The sequence below is a fragment of the Bradyrhizobium sp. USDA 4503 genome, from assembly GCF_054055815.1.
The window spans coordinates 6,020,955-6,039,954 of sequence record NZ_JBSRXS010000001.1; the positions used below are offsets into that span (position 1 = coordinate 6,020,955).

Here is a 19,000-nt window from a genome sequence, read left to right on the forward strand (position 1 = left end):
GGATTGGCCGCGTTATGATCTGCTGCAACGCACTGCCCATCCTGACCTTCGGGTCTGAGGGAACTCGACGTCATATACGTCTCGTAGCGTCTGTTGGTAGCCGAAGGGTTGGACTGCATGAGTGGTACGGAACGCATGCTCGGTGGCTTGGCAGGGTTTCTCGTATCGGCGGGACTAATGGCGGCGGGAGTATCGGCGGCCCATGCCCAGGCGGGGCCGCCCGGGCCTCCTGCCGTGGGCGTGTTCGAGGCGGTGAAGCAGCCGATCACCGAAACCAATGAATTTCTCGGACGCATCGAAGCCCCCAACCGCGTCAACGTGGTGGCGCGTGTGACCGCGTTCCTGGACAAGCGGAACTTTGTCGAGGGCTCCGAGGTCAAGGCCGGCGATCTCTTGTATCAACTCGAGCGCGGACCGTTCGAAGCCGATCTCGCATCGAAGAAGGCACAGGTCGCCCAATTGCAGGCGACGCTGGTCAACGCCAAGCTGACCACCGATCGCGCCAAGGCCCTGATGGGCGGCCCGGCCGGCCAGCAATCCAATGTTGATGCGGCGGTCGCCAACCAGCAGAGCCTCGAGGCACAGGTGCAGGCCGCGCAGGCGCAGGTCGACCTGTCCCAGATCAATCTCGACTACACCATGATCCACTCGCCGATCGACGGCAGGATCGGACGCACCGCGGTCACCGAGGGCAACGTCGTGACGCCGAGCTCGGGAACCCTGACGACCATCGTCAGCCAGGACCCGATGTATGTCACCTTTCCCGTGCCGGTGCGCGAGGCGCTCGATCTGCGCGACCGTTATGCGACGCGCGGCGGCTTCAAGGCCGTCGTCATCCGCCTGCGATTGCCGGACGGCCGGCTCTTCGACAAGACCGGCGAGCTGAATTTCGTCAACAACACGATCGCGCAGAACACCGATACCATCTCCCTGCGCGGCACCATCCCCAATCCGCCGACATATACCTCCGTCGCGGCCGGCGGCTCGCTCCGCGAACTCACCGACAATGAGTTCGTGACCGTTCTCCTCGAAGGCGTGCAGCCGGTCGAGGTGCTCGCGATCCCGCGTTCGGCGGTGCTGTCGGACCAGCAAGGCGAATATGTCTATGTCGTCGGCGCGGACAACAAGGCCGAGCAAAGGCGGATCCAGCTTGGGCAATCGACCGCAACGATTGCGGCGGTGACGGGTGGCATCTCGCTCGGCGACAAGGTCGTCGTCGAGGGGTTGCAGAAGGTCAAGCCGGGCGAGGTGGTGGCGCCGGGGCCCGTCAGCGCGCTGATCCAGTCGAGCATGAAGGTTTCGGCGGATGGCGGCGCGAGCAGCGCGCCGAAATCGACGGGCAATAACCCATGATTTCTGCCGTCTTCGTCGATCGTCCGCGGCTTGCGATCGTCATCGCGTTCGTGATCACGATCGCGGGCGCGCTGGCGCTGATGCAGATTCCGGTCGCGCAGTTTCCGGACATCGTGCCGCCGCAGGTCACGGTCTCCGCCGTATTCCCCGGCGCATCGGCCGAAGTGGTCGAATCGAGCGTCGCCCAGCCGCTGGAAGCGCAGGTCGTGGGTGTCGACAAGATGCTCTACATGAAGTCGACCAGCGGCAATGACGGCAGCTACACGCTGACGGTCTCGTTCGCGCTCGGCACCGATCCCGATATCAACACCGTCAACGTCAACAACCGCGTGCAGAGCGCGCTCGCGCAATTGCCGACCGAGGTGCAGGCGCAGGGCCTGACCGTGCAGAAGAAATCCTCGGCGGTGCTGCAATTCATCGTGCTGTACAGCAAGAGCGGCGATCAGGATCCGCTGTTCATCACCAACTACGCCATCATCAACGTGCTGGACGCGATCTCGCGCACGCCTGGTGTCGGACAGGCCTCGCTGTTCGCGAAGCTGAACTACTCGATGCGGATCTGGTTCGACACCCAGCGCCTGACCAGCCTCAACCTGGCGCCGTCGGACGTGATCGCCGCGATCAGGGCGCAAAGTGTGCAGGCGCCGGTCGGCCGCATCGGCGCGCGTCCGATCAGCAATGACCAGCAGTTCCAGTTCAATGTGCAGACGCAGGGCCGCCTGACGACATCCAAGCAGTTCGGCGACATCGTGCTGCGGGCCAATCCGGATGGCTCGGTGCTGCGGATCAGGGACGTTGCTCGTGTCGAGATCGGCGCGCAGAACATGGATTCGGAGTCGCGGATCGACGGCAATCCCGGCGTGCCGATGGGCATCTATCTCGCGCCTGGCGCCAATGCCGTGACCACGGCCAAGGCGGTGCAGGCCACGCTTGCGCGGCTGTCGGAGCGGTTTCCGCCGGGGCTGACCTATCTCGTACAGTACGACTCCACCACCTTCGTGTCCGATACGATCAAGGAGGTGATGAAGACGCTCGGCGAAGCCTTCGTGCTCGTCGTGATCGTGGTGTTCCTGTTCCTCGGCAATCTGCGCGCCACGGTGATCCCGGCGGTCGCGGTTCCGGTCAGCCTGATCGGCGCGTTCGCGGTGCTGCTGGCGCTGGGCTACTCGGCCAATACAGTCTCGCTGCTGGCGATGGTGCTGGCGATCGGCATCGTGGTCGACGACGCCATCGTCGTGGTCGAGAACGTCGAGCGCGTCATGGAGGAGGAGCCGGAGCTATCGCCGGCCGACGCCACCAAGAAGGCGATGGCGCAGATCACGGCGCCGATCATCGCGATCTCGCTGGTGCTGCTCTCGGTGTTCGTGCCGATCGCGTTCATTCCCGGCATTTCCGGCACGCTGTTCCGCCAGTTCGCGGTGACGATCAGCGCCGCGATGGTGATCTCGGCGCTGAATGCGCTGACCTTGTCGCCGGCACTGTGCGCCGTGTTCCTGCGTCATGGCGGGCCGCGCCGCGGCATCATGGGACGGGTGCTCGGCAGCATCGACTGGGTACGTGACCGCTACGCCGGCGTGGTGCAACGGCTGGTTCGTGTGGCGGTGCTGTCACTGGTTGCGGTGCTGGTGTTTGCCGGCGCGGTGTTCGGCGTGTCGAAGATCACGCCGACCGGCTTCCTGCCCGAGGAGGATCAGGGCGCCTTCTTCATCGCGGTGCAATTGCCCGACGGCGCGTCGGTGGCACGCACCAGCGAGGTCACCAAGCAGGTCGAGGCACTCTTGAAGAAGAATCCGGCGATCGACCATGTGCTGTCGATCATCGGCTTCTCGCTACTCGACGGTGCCAGCGAGCCGAATTCGGCATTCATGGTGGCGCGCATGAAGGCGTTCGCCGATCGCAAGGCCGTCACCGACTCGGTGCAGGCTGCGATCGGGCAGACCTTCGTTGGGGGATCGCAGATTCGCCAGGCTTCGGTGCTGCCGTTCAACCTGCCGCCGATCATCGGGCTTTCGACCTCCGGCGGTTTCGAATATCAGCTCGAGGCGCTGGAGGGGCAGGATCCGGCTTCGCTCAGCAGCGTGATGGGCGGGCTGATCGGTGCTGCGAACCGCAATCCAAATCTGGCCCGCGTGTTCTCGACCTTCACCGCGACCAACCCGTCGGTCTATCTCGACATCGATCGCGCCAAGGCGCAGGCGCTCGGCCTCAACATGGCCGACGTCTTCACCGCGCTGCAGGCCACGCTCGGCGGCATCTACGTCAACAACTTCAACCTGTTCGGCCGCACCTGGCAGGTCAATGTGCAGGGCGATGCCGCCGATCGCCGCGACATTCCCGACATCTGGCAGATCTATGTGCGCAACAGCGGCGGCGAGATGGTGCCGATCCGTTCGATCGCAAGCCTGCGCATCGTGACCGGACCGCAGGTGATCACGCGCTACAACAATTATCGTTCGGTCACCGTGAACGGCAGCCCGGCGGCGGGCGTGTCCTCGGGCACCGCGATCGCGACGATGGCCGAGCTCTCCAAGTCGACGCTGCCTTCCGGCTATTCCTACGAGTGGACCGGCACGGCCTATCAGGAGCAGGCGGCCTCCGGCCAGACCGGCATCATTCTCGGCCTCGCGGTGCTGTTTGCCTATCTGTTCCTGGTCGCGCTGTATGAGAGCTGGACGATCCCGATTCCCGTGCTGCTATCGGTCATGGTCGGCGTGTTCGGTTCCTATCTTGCGATCAAGCTCGCGGGCCTCAACCTCGATCTCTACGGTCAGATCGGCCTCGTGGTGCTGATCGCGCTCGCCGCCAAGAACGGCATCCTGATCGTCGAGTTCGCCAAGGAGCAGCGCGAGGCCGGCAAGCCGATCGCGGAGGCCGCGACGATGGGCGCGCAAATGCGCTTCCGCGCCGTCATGATGACATCAATTGCCTTCATCCTCGGCCTGGTGCCGCTGGTGGTCGCGACCGGTGCCGCGGAAATCAGCCGCCGTGCGGTCGGCACCGCGGTGTTCGGCGGTATGCTCGCCGCAAGCTCGGTCGGCATCTTCCTGGTGCCGATGCTGTTCGTCACCTTCCAGGGCTGGCGCGAGGGTGTAAAGAACCGCTTCGGCAGACGGACCAAGGCGGAACAGCCTGCCTCGCATTAGATCCTGCCTAATCCCTTCGCGCATTAGGGAGGCGCGTGGGGCGGGTCTATGCTACTGGCCTCATCGATGGAGTTCTGGATTGAGCGTTGCCTTCACCAAGGAAGAAAGTGCCGAGACCGCGTCCGAAACGCTGTTGCCGGACCGCCCTATTTCGCCGCATCCCAACCTGGTGACCGAAGCAGGACGCAAGGCGCTGGAGCGTGAGCTCCAGGCGGCACGCGAGGCCCTTGAGGCCGCGCAGCAGCTGGACGATATCAACGAACGGCGGCGGCAGTCGGCGGTTCCGTTGCGCGACGCGCGCTATCTCACAGAGCGGCTCCGCACCGCGCAGGTCGTGCCTGACCCTGCTTCCACCGAAACTGTTGCCTTCGGCAGCACGGTGACTTTCAGCCGCGCCGACGGGCGGGTGCAGACCTATCGCATTGTCGGCGAGGACGAAGCCGACCCAAAGGCAGGCTCGATTTCCTTTGTCTCGCCGGTAGCGAGGTCGCTGATGGGCAAAGCCCTGGGCGACGTCGCAGGCTCGGGCGATCAGGAGCTGGAGATCGTCGCGATCGCTTAGAGAGTGATGGCATTAGATTGAATGGCGGTCGCAAAGGCGGCGCGTCCCCTCGCCCCGTTCTTACGGGGAGAGGGTTGGGGGTGAGGGGCTGCCTCCGCACACGCGGAGACAGATACTCTCGCGGAGACTCCCCCTCTCACCCGGAACGCATCTGCCGATGCGTTCCGACCTTTCCCCGCACGCGGGGCGAGGTGAACCGGAGTCCGTCGCTCGATTCGGAGCAAAGTGATCACGCTGCCGGCAGGGCAAGCCGCTCGATAGTCTGAATATGCCGCGCCAGCAGGCTGCAGGCCTGTTCGATGTTGCGTGCGCGCAGCGCCTGCAGGATCACGCGATGATCCTGGCTCGGCCGCGGCCGCCAGCCGGCGTTGCGCGCCATCGCGAACACCAGTCGCGAATTCGCAAGCTGCAGGCCGTCGAGGCTGGCAAGCAGCCGCGGCATCGCGCACGGCGCCACCAGCGCATGGTGAAAGGCGCGATTGGCCATCTCGAAATCCCGCACCGTCTCGGCATTGTCGCCTTCGATCATGGCGAGTTCGATCCGTGCCAGATGGGCCGATGTGAGCCTGGGGGCGGCATTGCGCAACGCGACCACCTCGAGCGCGGCGCGCATCTCGGCGATTTCCTTCACCGACCTGGTGTCGAGCGGCGCGACCCGCACCCCGCGTCGCGGCACCGCAACAACGAGATGCTGCGCCTCCAATTGCCTGAAGGCCTCGCGCACCGGCACGTGGCTCGAATGGAATTCGCGCGCGACATGATCCTGCCGCAGCGGCGCGTCCGGCAGCAATTCGCCGTTGATGATGCGCTCGCCGATCGCTTCGGCGATGCGCCCCGCGGTGGTCGTGTTCTCGCCTTCGCTCGTCATAGATTATCTATCGTAAAAACGGGTGCGCGCGCGTACTGGCTCGGCTAGCATCGTTCTAAGTCCACAGATCATAGATAATATACCAGATTATCTATGATCCACAGCAAACGAGAAAGCAAGCCATATGGTTGATGTCGTGGAAATCGAACGGACCGACAGCGGCACCCGTGCAGCGCCCCGCAAGACCTGGGACCGTACCGAGGCTGAAGCACTCTACAATTTGCCGTTCGCGGATTTGATGTTTCAGGCGCAAGGCGTGCATCGCGCCAACTTCAATCCGAACCATGTCGAAACCGCGAGCCTGCTCAGCATCAAGACCGGCGGCTGCCCGGAAGACTGCGGCTACTGCTCGCAAAGCGCGCATTACGACACCGGCCTGAAGGCCACTCGCCTGATGCCGCGGGACGAAGTGGTCGCGGTCGCGCAGCGCGCCAAGGACGCCGGCGCAACCCGCTTCTGCATGGCTGCGGCCTGGCGCAGCCCGAAGGACCGCGATCTCGATCAGGTCTGCGACATGGTCAGCGCGGTGAAGGGCCTCGGCATGGAAACCTGCGTCACGCTCGGCATGCTGACGCCAAAGCAGGCCGAGCGTCTCTCTGACGCCGGGCTCGATTTCTACAACCACAACGTCGACACCTCGCCGGAGTTCTACGACAGGATCATCACCACCCGCACCCTGCAGGATCGCATCGATACGCTCGCGCATGTGCGCGACGCCGGCATCAAGGTCTGCTGCGGCGGCATTATCGGCATGGGTGAACAGGTCGATGACCGGCTCGGCATGCTGATGCTGCTTGCCAATCTCCCCAGCCATCCGGAGAGCGTGCCGATCAATCTGTGGAACGAGGTCAAGGGCGTTCCGGTCAACGACACCGCGGAACGGCCCGATCCGATCGCGCTGGTGCGTCTGGTTGCCACTGCGCGGATCATGATGCCGAAGAGCGTGGTGCGGCTGTCGGCCGGACGGCAATACATGACCGACGAGCTGCAGGCGATGTGCTTCCTCGCCGGCGCGAATTCGATCTTCATCGGCGATGTGCTGCTGACCACCAGGAACCCGCAGCGCGATCGCGACGCCGATTTGCTGGACCGGCTCGGCATCAACCTCCGCCCTCGCCTGAGCGCAGCTCCGGCACGCGCGCGGCGGGATTCGCCGCGCGACCAACTACAAATCTGAGAGAGAAGCATGAGCGCAATCCATGCGGCCAAGGTCGCTGATTACGCCGCGGCCTTGCACGCCCTGAGCAAGGACGATCGGCTGCGCGGTCTCAAGCCGCGCGCGGGCATCGATTTCGTCTCGAACGACTATCTGGCGCTCGCGAACGCGCCGCGCATCAAGAATGCGGTCTCGGCCGCGCTCGAGGCCGGCACACCGATCGGCGCCGGTGGGTCGCGGCTGCTGCGCGGCAATTGCGAGGACCACGAACGGCTAGAGGCCGAAGCCGCCGCGTTCTTTGGAGCCGAGACGGCGCTGTTCTTCGGCGGCGGCTATGTCGCCAATTTCGCCGTGCTGACGACGCTGCCGCAGCGCGGCGATCTCCTGGTGCTAGATTCTCTCGTGCACGCCAGCATCCATGAAGGCGCGCGGGCCGGCCGGGCCGAATTCCGGATCAGCGCGCACAATGATCCCCAGTCGGTCGAAGACACCATTCGCGGCTGGCGTGCCGAGGGCCGCACGGGCCGGGCCTGGATCGTGGTCGAAAGCGTCTACAGCATGGATGGCGACGTCGCGTCGCTCGACGACCTTGTCGCCATCGCGGACCGGCACGACGCGTTCCTGATGGTGGACGAGGCGCATGGCACCGGCGTCTATGGCGAGCAGGGGCGTGGGCTGACGGCGTCCTATGAGGGGCGCGAGAACCTCGTGATCGTTCATACCTGCGGCAAGGCGCTGGGCGCCGCCGGCGCGCTGGTCACCGCTTCGACCGTGCTGCGCGACTTCATGGTCAATCGCTGCCGCCCGTTCATCTTCGCCACTGCACCGTCGCCACTTGTGGCCGTCGCCGTGCGCGAGGCGCTGCTGATCCTGCAGCAGGAGCCCGTGCATCAGCAGCGCCTGGCAAAACTGGTCGCGTTCACGCATCGCGAGCTCGACCTGCGCGGTTGGCGCAGCCCGTCGCGCTCGCAGATCGTGCCCTATATCGTCGGCGACAATGCGCGTGCGATGCAGCTGGCGTCTGCGCTGCAGGCGCGCGGCTTCGATATCAGAGGCATCAGGCCGCCGACCGTGCCGGCAGGCTCTGCCCGGTTGCGGATTGCGCTGACCCTTAATGTCGACGAGGACGACGTGCGCGCGCTGCTCGACGCGCTGGTCGACGAGACCAAAGGCTGGTCGCGATGACGAGCCGGATCGTGATCACCGGCACCGATACCGGGATCGGGAAGACGGTGTTCTCCGCGGGCCTCGCCGGCTTCCTCGGCGCGCGCTACTGGAAGCCGGTTCAGGCCGGCCTCGAGGAGGAAACCGATGCGCAACTGGTCGCACGGCTTGGCGGGCTCCCGGCGGATCGCATCGTGCAGGAACGTTACCGGCTTCGAACGCCGGCTTCGCCGCATCAGTCTGCCGCACTCGACGGCGTGCGCATCGACGCTGCCGCGCTCGGCGTGCCCGATGCCGGGGACCGTCCGCTGGTGATCGAGGGCGCCGGCGGGCTGATGGTGCCGCTCGACGGCAACACGCTCTATATCGATATCTTCGCGCGATGGCGCCTTCCGGTCGTGCTGTGCGCCCGCACCGCGCTCGGCACCATCAATCACTCGCTGTTGTCGGTCGAGGCGCTGCGCACGCGCGGGATCGACATTCACGGGATCGCATTCATCGGCGAGAGCAATCCCGAGAGCGAGCGCGCGATCTGCGAGATCGGGCAGGTGCGCCGGCTAGGCCGGTTGCCCTGGCTTGCTCCGCTTGCGGCAGACACGCTGCAGGCAGCGTTCAAGGCGTCGTTCCGGCGGGAAGATTTCAATCCATGACATCCGCTCGGAAGTCGCCGATCTGGCACCCGTTCACCCAGCACGCGCTGCACGGCGAGATGACGAGGATCGTGCGTGGGGAGGGCGCCTATCTCTACACCGCGGATGATCGCCGCATCATCGATGCGATCGCATCCTGGTGGGTCGTGACCCACGGCCATTGCCATCCGCACATCGTGCGCGCGATCCAGGACCAGGCGGAGCAGCTCAACCAGATCATCTTCGCGGGCCATACCCACGATCCGGCCGAGCAGGTCGCCGCGCAGCTGTTGAAGCTGGCGCCCGACGGGCTCGATTACGTGTTCTTCTCCGACTCTGGCTCGACCAGCGTCGAGGTGGCGCTGAAGATGGCGCTCGGCTACTGGCACAATATCGGCGCGACGCGCACGCAGATCATCGTGATGGAAAATTCCTACCATGGCGACACGGTCGGGACGATGTCGGTCGGCGCGCGCGGCGTCTTCAACAGGGCTTACGAGCCGCTGCTGTTCGACGTCGCGTCGATCCCGTTTCCGGCGCCTGGCTATGAACAGACGACGCTCGACGCGCTCGAAGCCGCGTGCAGGAAGGAATCCGCGGCAGCGTTCATTGTCGAACCGCTGATCCTGGGTGCGGGCGGGATGCTGATGTATCCGCCCTGGGTGCTGAAGGAAATGAAACGCATCTGCGCAGCCGCTGGCGTGTTGTTCATCGCCGACGAGGTGATGACCGGCTGGGGCCGCACCGGCACCTTGTTCGCGTGCGAGCAGGCGGACGTCAGGCCCGATATCGCCTGCTATTCGAAGGGCCTCACCGGCGGTTCGCTGCCGCTCGCGGTGACGCTCTGCCGGGCCGAGATCTACGACGCACATTATTCCAGTGATCGTTCGCGCACCTTCTTCCATTCCAGCTCCTACACGGCAAACCCGGTCGCCTGTGCTGCTGCAAAAGCAAACCTCGAGCTCTGGCAACACGGTGCAGGCGCGCGCGTCTCCGCGGTGGTTGCGATGCAGGAGCGTCTGCTCGCCGCGTTCCGTGCCGACGCGCGCTTCGAGAACGTCCGCCGCACCGGGACCGTCACCGCACTTGATCTGAAGGCGAGCGATGCGGGCTATCTCGCCGGCATCGGCCCAAAGCTTCAGGCCTTCTTCGAACGCCGCAATCTGCTGCTGCGGCCGCTCGGCAACACGATCTACGTCATGCCGCCCTATTGCGTCACCGAGGCGGATCTCGAGGAGATCTACGACGGGATCAGCTGTGCGGCCGACGCGCTGGCTTGACGACGCGCTTCGCGCCCAAAGGTCAGGGATTGATGATTGCATCGCGGGCCGTGGTGCCCGCGATGGGGTCTCATACGAGATCGGCGTGCCCTTGCAGGCACGCCGATGAGCCCGATCATGAGTGTTGGTGTGGCGCCGGACGCGGCCTCGCAGCAGGATGCGGCCGTGGCGCCGGTCGTGACACATGCGGCGGCGCGGGCCGATGCACAACCGCTTGCGCGACGCGCGGTGCCGGTGGATGCGCGACCGCGCGTGGCTGCGGCGGTGCATGCTGCACGAGCTGCGGTCTTGACGCCGGCGGAGCGACGTGCGGCGCGGGTGCGGGATGTGCGCCGGTGCCGGGGAGAGCATGCGCAGTCGGCAAGGCGTGTCCCGGCGGTAAGGCGTGTGCCGGCGGCAAAGCGTTCCCCGTCGGTAGAGCGTGTCCGGCCGGCGAAGCATTTGCTGTCGGCAGGGCATGTCCTGGCGGCGGAGCATTCCCCGTCGGGAGAGCATGTCCCGTTGGCAAGGCGTGTGCGGCCGTGGGTTGCGCATGTCGGGGCGGCGGCGCCGCGATCGGCTTGCCCGGGCGCGCGGCCACCACGCCGGCGCCGCTGAACCGTGCTGCGTGCGCGGTCGCGGCGACCGCCGGATGACCATGGTTGTTGGCGAGCGTCAGCGCCGGATTCTTCATCGCCGCTTCCGCGTGTCGCGTCTGCTCGCCGGTCGCGGCCATGTGGTGCCCGCTCTGGGCCGCGAGCTGCTGCGGCGTCGGCTTCACCGTGGTGCCGCCGGTGCCGCCGTTGTAGCTGATGTTGGTCGTGTTGTTGACGACGGTCTTGTTGTAGACGTTGGTGACCGAGACGTTCGAGATGTTGTTGACGGAGCTGTTGTAGAAGAAGCTGCCGCCGCGCCAGTAGCCGCCCTCATAGCCGACGCCGGTGTAGCCGAAGCCATAAGAGATGCCGCCGTAGAAGCCGACGGTCGCACCCCAATATCCGGCGTGGAAGGCGTAGGCGCCGTCGCTCCAGCCCCAATAGCCGGGGGTCCACAGCAATTCCGGCGCCGGCGGAAGCACCCATGTGCCGGGCACCCAGTAGTAGCCGGTGTCGTCGCTCCATGCCCAATAGCCCGGAGTCCAGATGTAGCCCGGCGCGGGGATCGGCGGCTGGACATAAACCGGCAATGGCGGCGGCGCCGCATTGACGGTGATGCCGATGGCAAGCTGCGCGCGCGCAGCGTGTGGTGGTGAAAGACAGCAGAGGCTGAGAGCCAGGGCGAAAGGCAGTCCGGCGATGCGGCGCATGGCACATACTCCAATCTTCTTCCCCCAGCGTTGGAGTCGAATAGTGGCGGCGACATGAACCCGTTGTGAATGTTTGTGCTGACACCGTGATTTCGAGATCGAGCGACGGCGAGATCGTTAACGACGGCGAATGCAAGTCAGCTCGGTGTCAGGATGGAACGCGACGGTGCGGTCGCGTCAGCTTCATCACTGCGCCAAATAGTCGAATTTTCGATTTGAATTGGACGACGACCCCCGGCGCGTCATCAATCGGTGCCCGGAGCATCCGGCTGCCAAAGGCCGGGCAGGGAGGTTTGGCATGGCGCGATCCGCCGACATCGACATCAACGCGGGCGCGCGCCTCGACAGGCTGCCGATCTGCGGATTCCACTGGCGCATTCTGGCCCTGATCGGGGCCGGCATGTTCCTCGACGCGTTCGATATTTATCTGGCCGGCGGCGTGCTGGGCGCCGTGCTCAAGGCAGGCTGGTCGACGCTCGAGCTCAACGCCGCCTTCGTCTCCGCGACCTTTGTCGGGATGACGATCGGCGCGTGGTGCTCCGGCATCCTCGGCGACCGCTTCGGTCGCCGCTTCTCCTACCAGATGAACCTCGCGATTTTTGGCCTCGCGTCGATCTCCGCGGCCTTCGTGCCGAACATGATCGTCCTGATCGGCCTGCGTTTCATCATCGGCATTGGCCTCGGCGCGGAGATCGTGGTCGGCTATGCGACCTTGACGGAGTTCGTGCCGGCTTCGTCGCGTGGGCGCTGGATCGGGCTCTTGGCCGTGATCACCAATTTCTCGCTGTTCGTATCCTCCATGGTCGGTCTGTGGGTGATCCCGACGCTTGGATGGCGCTACATGTTCGGCCTTGTCGGTTGCCTTGCGATGGTCGTCTGGTTTCTGCGCAAGTCGATGCCGGAATCGCCGCGCTGGCTCGCCGCCAACGGACGTGCCGATGAAGCCGAGAAGATTCTGTCGGCGATCGAAGCCGAGGCCGCGCGCAAGGCGGTACTTCCTGCCGTCGCTGCCCGCGCGCCGGCGCAGGAGTCTCCCGGCGCGGTCTGGCGTCTGTTCCAGCCGCCGTATCTCGCGCGCACGCTGCTCGGCAGCCTGTTGCACATCGTCGTCGGCTTCAGCCTCTACGGGTTCATCGGCTGGCTGCCGACCTTCATGGTCAAGGGCGGCCACAGCGTGGTTTCCTCGCTGGGCTACACCACGGTGATGGCGCTGGGCGGCCCGGTCGGATCGTTGATCGGGCTCGTGCTGGCGGACCGGCTCGGACGCAGGCTGTCGATCGTCTGTTCGTCGATTGCGGCAGCGGCGCTCGGTATCGCCTATCCATACATGCCGGATGGTGTTGCGCTCGCGGGTGTGGGCTTCCTGCTGATCACGGCGATCTACGTGATGCTGGCGACCGGGTTCGCGATGCACGTCCCCGAACTGTTTCCGACGCGGTATCGGCTTCGCGGCACGGCGATCTGCGCCACATCCGGACGCATCGCGACCGCGCTGGTTCAATACGTCGTGGTTGCGATCTTCGCCTGGCAGGGGCTGACCGGCGTGCTGACGACCCTGGCCGGCATCCTCGTCTTCCAGGCCGTGGTCTTCCTCGTGTTCGGTTTCGAGACCAAGGGGCGCTCTTTAGAGGACGCATCGGCCGTCACGGACGCCGAGGCAGCACGTCAATCGCCCATGGCGCGGAGGCCGGCGGACCTCGGCGCCTAGTTCAGGTCGGAGCACGCCGCCCTGATCCGGTCGCGGAGCCAGCCGTTCGCGTTGCTTTGATCGTATCTGCGGTGCCAGTACAACATCCAGTCGAACGGCGCGGACTCGAACGGCAGTTCCTCCATCCTCAGATCGTCGTCCATCAGCACGGTCGCGAGGTGCCTCGGCATCACCGCGAGCAGATCGGTCTTCTTCAAGACGTGAGGCACGACCAGCCAATGCGGCACGTTCAGGGCAATGCGTCTTCGATGGCCGCGTTCGGCGAGCACGTCGTCGACGAAGCGAAGATCGGTCGGGCTCATCGAGACCTTCATATGCTCCTGCGCGATGAAGCGCTCAAAGGTCAGCCGTGCGCGCTTGATCTGGTGTCCGCGTCGCATCAGGCAGACCATGCGGTCGCGCAGCAGCGTTTCCGAACGGATCGATGCGGAATGCTCGAGCCCCATGCTCACCGCGACGTCGATCTCGTCCCGCTCGAGCGCATCGATCGTCAGGGCGGGCGGCAGATGGATCGTGTTGTAGGAGATCCGCCCCTCCGGCGGCCGCGCTGCGGCGAGTCGCGGCAGCAGCAGGCACGCGAGAATGTCCGACATCCTGATCGTGAAGGTGCGTTCGGTCCGGTCTGGATCGAAGCCGGCGTCGCTCGCCATCACGCGCTCGACCTGGCGCAGGACCTGGCGCAGCGGCTCCGCCAGTTCGGTGGCGCGGGGCGTCGGCTTCATCCCGGTCGTGGTCCGCACCAGGAGTTCGTCCTTGAACATCGCGCGCAACCGGTTGAGCGCATTGCTCATCGCCGGTTGACTGAGGCCGACGCGATCCGCCGCCTTGGTGACGTGACGCTCGGTCAGCAATGCGTCCAGCGCGACGAGCAGATTGAGGTCGATGGATCGAAGGTTCATCCATCATTCATATCGTGAATGACGAAAGATAACAAATCCATTTCATCCATGATGGCGCAGGGCGTATCAATCGATCAGGACCAAGGAGGGCATCAATGAGCTTTGAGACGATCAAGCGCGACGTGAAGATCTGCATGTTCGACCAGTACGGCACGGTCGTCGACATGCAGGGCGGCCTGACCAGGATCGCGACGCCGTTCCTCGAGAAGAAGGGCTGGAGGGGCGATCCGGATTCCTTCGTCACGTGGTGGCGTCGCACGCATTTCGAGAACTCGATGATCGATGCGTTGCTGCATCGCGAGCACACGCCTTATCGCGAGATCGGGCACCGCGCGGTTGCCCACGTCATGGATCGCGCGAAGATCGACTACACGATGGACGATGTGCGTTACCTCGTGGGCGAGATCGAGAAGCTGGTGCCGTTTCCGGAGGTGCCGGACGCGCTCGCGCGGCTGCAACGCAAGTACAAGCTCATCGTGCTCTCGAACGGCGATCCGGACATGCTCGAGACCGCGAAGCAATACCACAAGGTCCCGTTCGATCGCGTGATCTCGGTGGCGGAGGCCAATTCGTTCAAGCCGCATGTCGCGACCTACACCAAAGCGGCCGAGATCATGGGCGTGAAGCCGGCGCAGGTGCTGTTCGTGGCCAATCATGCCTTCGACTGCATCGGCGCCAAGTCCGCCGGCATGCGGACGGCCTTCATCGATCGGCGCAGCCGCCCGTTCGGCATCACGCCGCATCAGCCTGATATCCTGGTGCCGTCGATGAAGGACCTCGCCGATGCGATCGTCTGATCGCGAGCCGCTGTCGGGCATCAGGGTCCTCGACCTCTGCCGGGTGGTCTCCGGCCCGTTTGCCACGATGCAGCTCGGCGATCTCGGTGCCGACATCGTCAAGATCGAGGATCCGCGTCAAGGCGACGAAAGCCGCCGTTACGGACCCCCCTTCATCGGCGGCGAGAGTGCGTACTTCCTGTCGGTGAACCGCAACAAGCGAAGTTGCGCCATCGATCTGAAGTCGCCGGCCGGGCGCGACGCGGTGCTCGATCTTGCATCCGTCGCAGATGTAGTCATCGAGAACTTCCGCCCCGGTACCCTGGACAAATGGGGGCTCGGCTTCGACGCGTTGCGCGCCCGCAAGGCCGACATCATCCTGTGCAGCATCTCGGGATTCGGTCGCACCGGCGCCGACGCCGCGCGCCCCGGCTACGATCTGATCCTTCAAGGCGAATCCGGCGTGATGGACATCACCGGCGATCCGGACGGACCGCCGACCAAGGTCGGCACGTCGATCGCCGACCTCGTCACGGGTCTCTATGCGTCGCATTCGGTGCTGGCCGCCCTGATGCGCAAGAGCCGCACCGGCGAGGGCGGCCGAGTCGACGTCTCCATGCTCGACGCCATGGCATCGCTGCTGACGTTCAACGCCGGCATGTACTTCGCCTCGGGACAAAGCCCGAAGCGCCGCGGCAATGTCCATCCGACCATCAGCCCGTATGAACCGTTCGAGGCGAGTGACGGCTGGATCAATGTCGGGGTCGCGAACGACAAGTTCTGGGCGGCGTTTTGCGGCGTCGTCGGCCGTCGGGAGCTGCGCGAAGACATCCGCTTCGCAACCGCTCCGAACCGCGCGGCGAGCCGAAACGAGCTCGTCGCGATCCTTTCGCCGATCTTCGCGCGGAGGAGTCGTGCCGACTGGCTGCAGGCGCTCGGCGCGGCGGGCATTCCGTGCGGCGCGATCAAGTCGGTCGGCGAGGTCTGCGAAACGCCTCAACTCACGCAGCGCGGAATGGTCCAGACCATCAGCCATCCGGCCGCGGGAGATGTGAAGTTCATCGCGAGGCCGACGCGGTTCGGCGACGAACCGCCGCCACCTTCCACGCCGCCGCCGATGCTCGGCGAACACACAGGCGAGGTGTTTGCGGAATGGCTCGGCTGGAGCGACGATCAGTTCGGGAGTTTTGCCGCCGAGGGCGCATTCGGCGACTTTGGACGGACGTTCGTGCGATCGTCGATGTGAGCGGCGCCGCTGCGGTCGCGCCGCGCCGCCCAACGTGCGGCGAAATGGCGCGTAGCACAGTCCTGGCCTTTACCTGATCAAGCGCGCCCGTCCGCGGGAATTAAGAACTCGCTTTCCAAGATACAGAATTTGGATGGCGCAATCCTGAATCGACGCCAATATTCTGGCCCAGGTTGAGGAGCGGCGCGCGATGAAGGACTTTATTGCCAAGTTCCTAACGTACAATCTGGAGATGCTTGGCAAGGCCTCGGATGAGGACCCGGCCGCGCATGACCGGAATGCAGTATGGCTGCGCGCTGCGATTCCGGCTCGTCCGGCGGCAGCCGAGATCGGTTGGATCGGCGGCAATCCAAAGCTTCCCGATCCCTTCCAATGGCCCGGCAGGGACGGCCAGCCGTATCAGTTTCTTTGCCAGATCAATTGCGCATCCTTGCCGCCCAGCCTGTGGGGCGGCGTCGGTCCGAGGGCGGGGTGGCTGGCATTTTTCGCAGCCGTGTCCGGCCGTATCGACGTGAAGGTGATCCATCAACCGACGCTCGGACCGCAACGCGGCAACGAACGCGCCTGGCAGAAGAGCGCCACGGGTCTGTATTGGGTCGATGACAAGTATGACGGGCTGCTGGCACCGCCGCCCAGATGGCCGCTCGACTTCGTGCATCCCATCGACGGCGAAAGCTGCGTTCCAAACCGGCTGCGGCGCAATCCTTCTGCCGATGCAGTTTTCGCCATCGCATCGTGGGAGCTTCAGCCGATCGATTGGAGAACGCTCGAACTGCTCGTGCAGGAGGCGCTTGCCCAATCGAGGGCGTGGGCGGCGCGTCTGACCGACGCGGCGCGGCAGCAGGAAGCGCGGCTCAAGCCGCCGCGCTGGTGACTGCGTTCGAGCAACTCGCTGAAACAGCGGAACGGCTGCGCGAGGCGTTGGCACGTTCCGAAGCGGAGCAGCCATTCTCGTTGCAAAGCTGGCTGTCCCACGCCGAACTAGTCCTGCGCATCAAGGAGCTGCACGACGAGATCACCTTGCAGCGTGGCGGCAGCTTCGTTGCGGCGCTCGACAAGTCGGAAATCGAGCTCGCCAATGGCGAGGGTTTTCTGGCTCCGATCTGGGTGAAATCGAAAGCGCCTCTGTTTCCGCCCGATACCGAGCAAGGGCGCAGATATGCCGGGCTGGTTCGGCTCATTCAGGACCTTGAACGAGATATTCAGGCCGACGTACGGATGCCGTCGCCCGACAGGGGCGTTTCAGCCGATCTCGCCGGCTGGCTGGAATACAGGGAGAAGTTTCCGCAGGACTGGGAAGCCTATGCGGCGCGGGTTCGCGGGATTCGCAAACTGTACTACGCGTTCTGGATCGACAACGCCGCGGCGCTCGAGACGACGATGGCGCATGGTCGCGGGCTGCCGCCGCCCGAAAGCTGGGCAGACGCCCGCGGGCGCGCGGAGAGCGAGCGCGACTGGGCGCATGAGCAATTGCGCAGGTTCGGAACGGCCGAGGCAAGCGAGGGCCAGAGGCCCGCCATCGCACGGAGCAGGCAGCAGAAGGCCGAGGCGCTCGTCGCAGAGCTGGAAGCGGTCATGCGCAGGATCCGCAATCGCCAGAGCGAGGCCGCGTTCGTGCCCGACGAGTGGACCGCGCTCTATCGGCTGCTCGATGAGCGTGCGGCCGATCAGGCGCTGCCGGAGTTTTGGTCGACGGGGTACAGGGTGTTGCGCTCCGAAATCGCCAAGCAGCTTTACGCCGACGATCCCGATGCAGTGATCCCGGCGGCCCGGCATCCGCTTGAGACCGACTGGGCGTTCGACGCCGAGCAAGCCACGCTCCAGATCGGCGGCGCCCCGCGCGGCTGGTGCGCGGACTTTATCGAAAACAAGCCGAACTCGGTCATGCTGCTGCAATTTCCGAGCAACAATCTCACGCATTTCAGATGCGGCGACGTCAGCGACCTCGTCGTCTCGATCTCCCGCTCCGATCTTGAACGGTACGACTTCAGACATGTGCGGGTGGATGTATCGAATTGACAGATCCGCCGCAAAGGCGGTTGCCGGTGGCAGCCGAATGATCAGCGAAGCGAAAGACGGCCAATATCCGATTGCTGGCTGCGCAAAGGTGTCCTTTTGAAACGGCCTGTCATTCTTGCCGTCATGGCCATTGCATTGGCGTGGCTGTTGGTCCGATGCAGTACGCCGCAGGCATCTTTGCGCTACCGGATGACCATCGAGGTCGAAACCCCCGGCGCGTTGAAGTCCGGCTCTTCAGTGATGGAACTGCGCCTTGAGCGGGAATTCCTGATCCCGATGCCGGGCGCCGGTGGTTCCGACTGGGGTGGTGGCTTCACCGTGCACGGCGAAGCCCCATTTGTGGATCTTGGCGACGGAAAGGTTCTGTTCGCGACGAACTACGATCGAAATTACAGCTATCTGAGCAGCATGACGCATATCGTCGTCCAGGTTCTCGGCTATCGCGAGCTGGCGCCGCCACTTCCGTCCGGCGACAACGCGAGAACCATGAGCGCGGCTGTCAAAGCCAAGCCATCCGGCGTCCTGCGTCCGAAGGATTATCCGGCGCTGGTGATGTTCACCGACACGAACAAGCCTAAATCCGTTGTCGTGGTCTCGCCCGACAATCTCGCCGCGGCCTTCGGGGCGGGCTACCGGCTCGGCCGAATGACGTTTCAAGTGGTTGAGCAGAATGCGCCGCTCACCGCTGCTCTCGCGGCCCGTTTTCCGGCGCTTGTTGACGAGCGCGGCCGGCTGATCCTGCGTTAACTGGCTCGGTGGTGCATCGCGAGGTGTTGGCGACGTCCCGTCAATCGGGACAAGGCCTCGGGTTGAGCCGGCGCCATTCCTCCGGCGGCATGAAGTGCCCGACCATATTCCGCGCCTGGCTTGGTTCGCCTCGTCCTGCTCCCGCTGAGACGGTCACTGGCATTG

Annotated in this window: 15 protein-coding genes; 12 read left to right on the forward strand and 3 right to left on the reverse strand. The window is 64.9% G+C overall.

The annotated features are described in order from the left end of the window. Positions 1 to 117 precede the first annotated feature (117 nt). From ACVMIH_RS28730 to greA, 3 genes are all read left to right on the forward strand, one after another. Complete coding sequence (locus tag ACVMIH_RS28730) at positions 118 to 1,353, forward strand: efflux RND transporter periplasmic adaptor subunit (RefSeq protein WP_456864226.1); 1,236 nt, start codon at positions 118 to 120, stop codon at positions 1,351 to 1,353. After that, the gene (locus ACVMIH_RS28735; RefSeq protein WP_057015360.1) at positions 1,350 to 4,496 is read left to right on the forward strand and encodes an efflux RND transporter permease subunit; all 3,147 of its coding nucleotides are present in this window, start codon (positions 1,350 to 1,352) and stop codon (positions 4,494 to 4,496) included. Before ACVMIH_RS28730 ends, ACVMIH_RS28735 begins: the two co-directional genes overlap by 4 nt. A gap of 79 nt (positions 4,497 to 4,575) precedes the next feature. Beyond that, positions 4,576 to 5,058 (forward strand): transcription elongation factor GreA, encoded by a 483-nt coding sequence (gene greA / locus ACVMIH_RS28740; RefSeq protein WP_057015361.1) that lies wholly within the window; start codon positions 4,576 to 4,578, stop codon positions 5,056 to 5,058. 229 nt (positions 5,059 to 5,287) lie between these two features. Here greA and ACVMIH_RS28745 read toward each other — a convergent pair whose 3' ends face one another. Continuing rightward, the gene (locus ACVMIH_RS28745) at positions 5,288 to 5,926 is read right to left on the reverse strand and encodes a GntR family transcriptional regulator (protein WP_456864228.1); all 639 of its coding nucleotides are present in this window, start codon (positions 5,924 to 5,926) and stop codon (positions 5,288 to 5,290) included. Between the two features lie 124 nt (positions 5,927 to 6,050). Between ACVMIH_RS28745 and bioB the strand changes: the two genes are divergently transcribed. Genes bioB through ACVMIH_RS28765 form a run of 4 tightly spaced genes read left to right on the forward strand, consistent with a single transcriptional unit; the run spans position 6,051 to position 10,155 of the window. Further along, on the forward strand, positions 6,051 to 7,103 hold the full coding sequence (bioB, locus tag ACVMIH_RS28750) for a biotin synthase BioB (RefSeq protein ID WP_456864230.1): 1,053 nt from the start codon (positions 6,051 to 6,053) through the stop codon (positions 7,101 to 7,103). A 9-nt stretch (positions 7,104 to 7,112) separates the two neighbouring features. Continuing rightward, complete coding sequence (locus ACVMIH_RS28755; RefSeq protein WP_456864232.1) at positions 7,113 to 8,267, forward strand: 8-amino-7-oxononanoate synthase; 1,155 nt, start codon at positions 7,113 to 7,115, stop codon at positions 8,265 to 8,267. Next, positions 8,264 to 8,896, forward strand: a complete 633-nt coding sequence (gene bioD, locus ACVMIH_RS28760) for a dethiobiotin synthase (RefSeq protein ID WP_168856604.1) — start codon at positions 8,264 to 8,266, stop codon at positions 8,894 to 8,896. The genes ACVMIH_RS28755 and bioD overlap by 4 nt, the downstream gene beginning before the upstream one ends. After that, on the forward strand, positions 8,893 to 10,155 hold the full coding sequence (locus ACVMIH_RS28765) for an adenosylmethionine--8-amino-7-oxononanoate transaminase (RefSeq protein WP_253588315.1): 1,263 nt from the start codon (positions 8,893 to 8,895) through the stop codon (positions 10,153 to 10,155). Before bioD ends, ACVMIH_RS28765 begins: the two co-directional genes overlap by 4 nt. Before the next feature lie 115 nt (positions 10,156 to 10,270). Here ACVMIH_RS28765 and ACVMIH_RS28770 read toward each other — a convergent pair whose 3' ends face one another. Next, entirely contained in the window at positions 10,271 to 11,440 is a 1,170-nt protein-coding gene (locus ACVMIH_RS28770) for a hypothetical protein (RefSeq protein ID WP_456864235.1), read from the reverse strand. A gap of 298 nt (positions 11,441 to 11,738) precedes the next feature. On the opposite strand from ACVMIH_RS28770, the gene ACVMIH_RS28775 reads away from it, so the two are divergent. After that, positions 11,739 to 13,148 carry an MFS transporter gene (locus ACVMIH_RS28775; RefSeq protein WP_456864237.1) on the forward strand — a complete coding sequence of 470 codons (1,410 nt, stop codon included), beginning with the start codon at positions 11,739 to 11,741 and terminating at the stop codon, positions 13,146 to 13,148. Here the strand turns inward: ACVMIH_RS28775 and ACVMIH_RS28780 are convergent. Beyond that, complete coding sequence (locus ACVMIH_RS28780; protein ID WP_310882184.1) at positions 13,145 to 14,047, reverse strand: LysR family transcriptional regulator; 903 nt, start codon at positions 14,045 to 14,047, stop codon at positions 13,145 to 13,147. The two genes, ACVMIH_RS28775 and ACVMIH_RS28780, sit on opposite strands and share 4 nt — an antisense overlap. Positions 14,048 to 14,142: 95 nt before the next feature. Here ACVMIH_RS28780 and ACVMIH_RS28785 point away from each other — a divergent pair, with 95 nt between their 5' ends. The 4 genes from ACVMIH_RS28785 (at position 14,143) to ACVMIH_RS28800 (ending at position 18,835) form a co-directional block, all read left to right on the forward strand. Further along, entirely contained in the window at positions 14,143 to 14,844 is a 702-nt protein-coding gene (locus tag ACVMIH_RS28785) for a haloacid dehalogenase type II (protein WP_456783185.1), read from the forward strand. Then, on the forward strand, positions 14,831 to 16,069 hold the full coding sequence (locus tag ACVMIH_RS28790; protein WP_456864239.1) for a CaiB/BaiF CoA transferase family protein: 1,239 nt from the start codon (positions 14,831 to 14,833) through the stop codon (positions 16,067 to 16,069). The genes ACVMIH_RS28785 and ACVMIH_RS28790 overlap by 14 nt, the downstream gene beginning before the upstream one ends. Positions 16,070 to 16,259: 190 nt before the next feature. Beyond that, on the forward strand, positions 16,260 to 16,943 hold the full coding sequence (locus tag ACVMIH_RS28795) for a DUF1963 domain-containing protein (protein ID WP_456864241.1): 684 nt from the start codon (positions 16,260 to 16,262) through the stop codon (positions 16,941 to 16,943). Between the two features lie 1,334 nt (positions 16,944 to 18,277). After that, a complete protein-coding gene (locus ACVMIH_RS28800) occupies positions 18,278 to 18,835 on the forward strand; it encodes a hypothetical protein (RefSeq protein ID WP_456864243.1) in 558 nt (185 codons plus the stop codon). Positions 18,836 to 19,000: the final 165 nt, after the last annotated feature.

Coding starts and splice junctions, on each gene's coding strand:
- bioB (WP_456864230.1), top strand. CDS start 6,051: ATGGTTGATGTCGTGGAAATCGAACGGACCGACAGCGGCACCCGTGCA.
- ACVMIH_RS28800 (WP_456864243.1), top strand. CDS start 18,278: ATGACCATCGAGGTCGAAACCCCCGGCGCGTTGAAGTCCGGCTCTTCA.
- ACVMIH_RS28775 (WP_456864237.1), top strand. CDS start 11,739: ATGGCGCGATCCGCCGACATCGACATCAACGCGGGCGCGCGCCTCGAC.
- ACVMIH_RS28780 (WP_310882184.1), bottom strand. CDS start 14,047: ATGAACCTTCGATCCATCGACCTCAATCTGCTCGTCGCGCTGGACGCA.
- ACVMIH_RS28730 (WP_456864226.1), top strand. CDS start 118: ATGAGTGGTACGGAACGCATGCTCGGTGGCTTGGCAGGGTTTCTCGTA.
- ACVMIH_RS28755 (WP_456864232.1), top strand. CDS start 7,113: ATGAGCGCAATCCATGCGGCCAAGGTCGCTGATTACGCCGCGGCCTTG.
- ACVMIH_RS28770 (WP_456864235.1), bottom strand. CDS start 11,440: ATGCGCCGCATCGCCGGACTGCCTTTCGCCCTGGCTCTCAGCCTCTGC.
- ACVMIH_RS28785 (WP_456783185.1), top strand. CDS start 14,143: ATGAGCTTTGAGACGATCAAGCGCGACGTGAAGATCTGCATGTTCGAC.
- bioD (WP_168856604.1), top strand. CDS start 8,264: ATGACGAGCCGGATCGTGATCACCGGCACCGATACCGGGATCGGGAAG.
- ACVMIH_RS28745 (WP_456864228.1), bottom strand. CDS start 5,926: ATGACGAGCGAAGGCGAGAACACGACCACCGCGGGGCGCATCGCCGAA.
- ACVMIH_RS28765 (WP_253588315.1), top strand. CDS start 8,893: ATGACATCCGCTCGGAAGTCGCCGATCTGGCACCCGTTCACCCAGCAC.
- ACVMIH_RS28795 (WP_456864241.1), top strand. CDS start 16,260: ATGAAGGACTTTATTGCCAAGTTCCTAACGTACAATCTGGAGATGCTT.
- ACVMIH_RS28735 (WP_057015360.1), top strand. CDS start 1,350: ATGATTTCTGCCGTCTTCGTCGATCGTCCGCGGCTTGCGATCGTCATC.
- ACVMIH_RS28790 (WP_456864239.1), top strand. CDS start 14,831: ATGCGATCGTCTGATCGCGAGCCGCTGTCGGGCATCAGGGTCCTCGAC.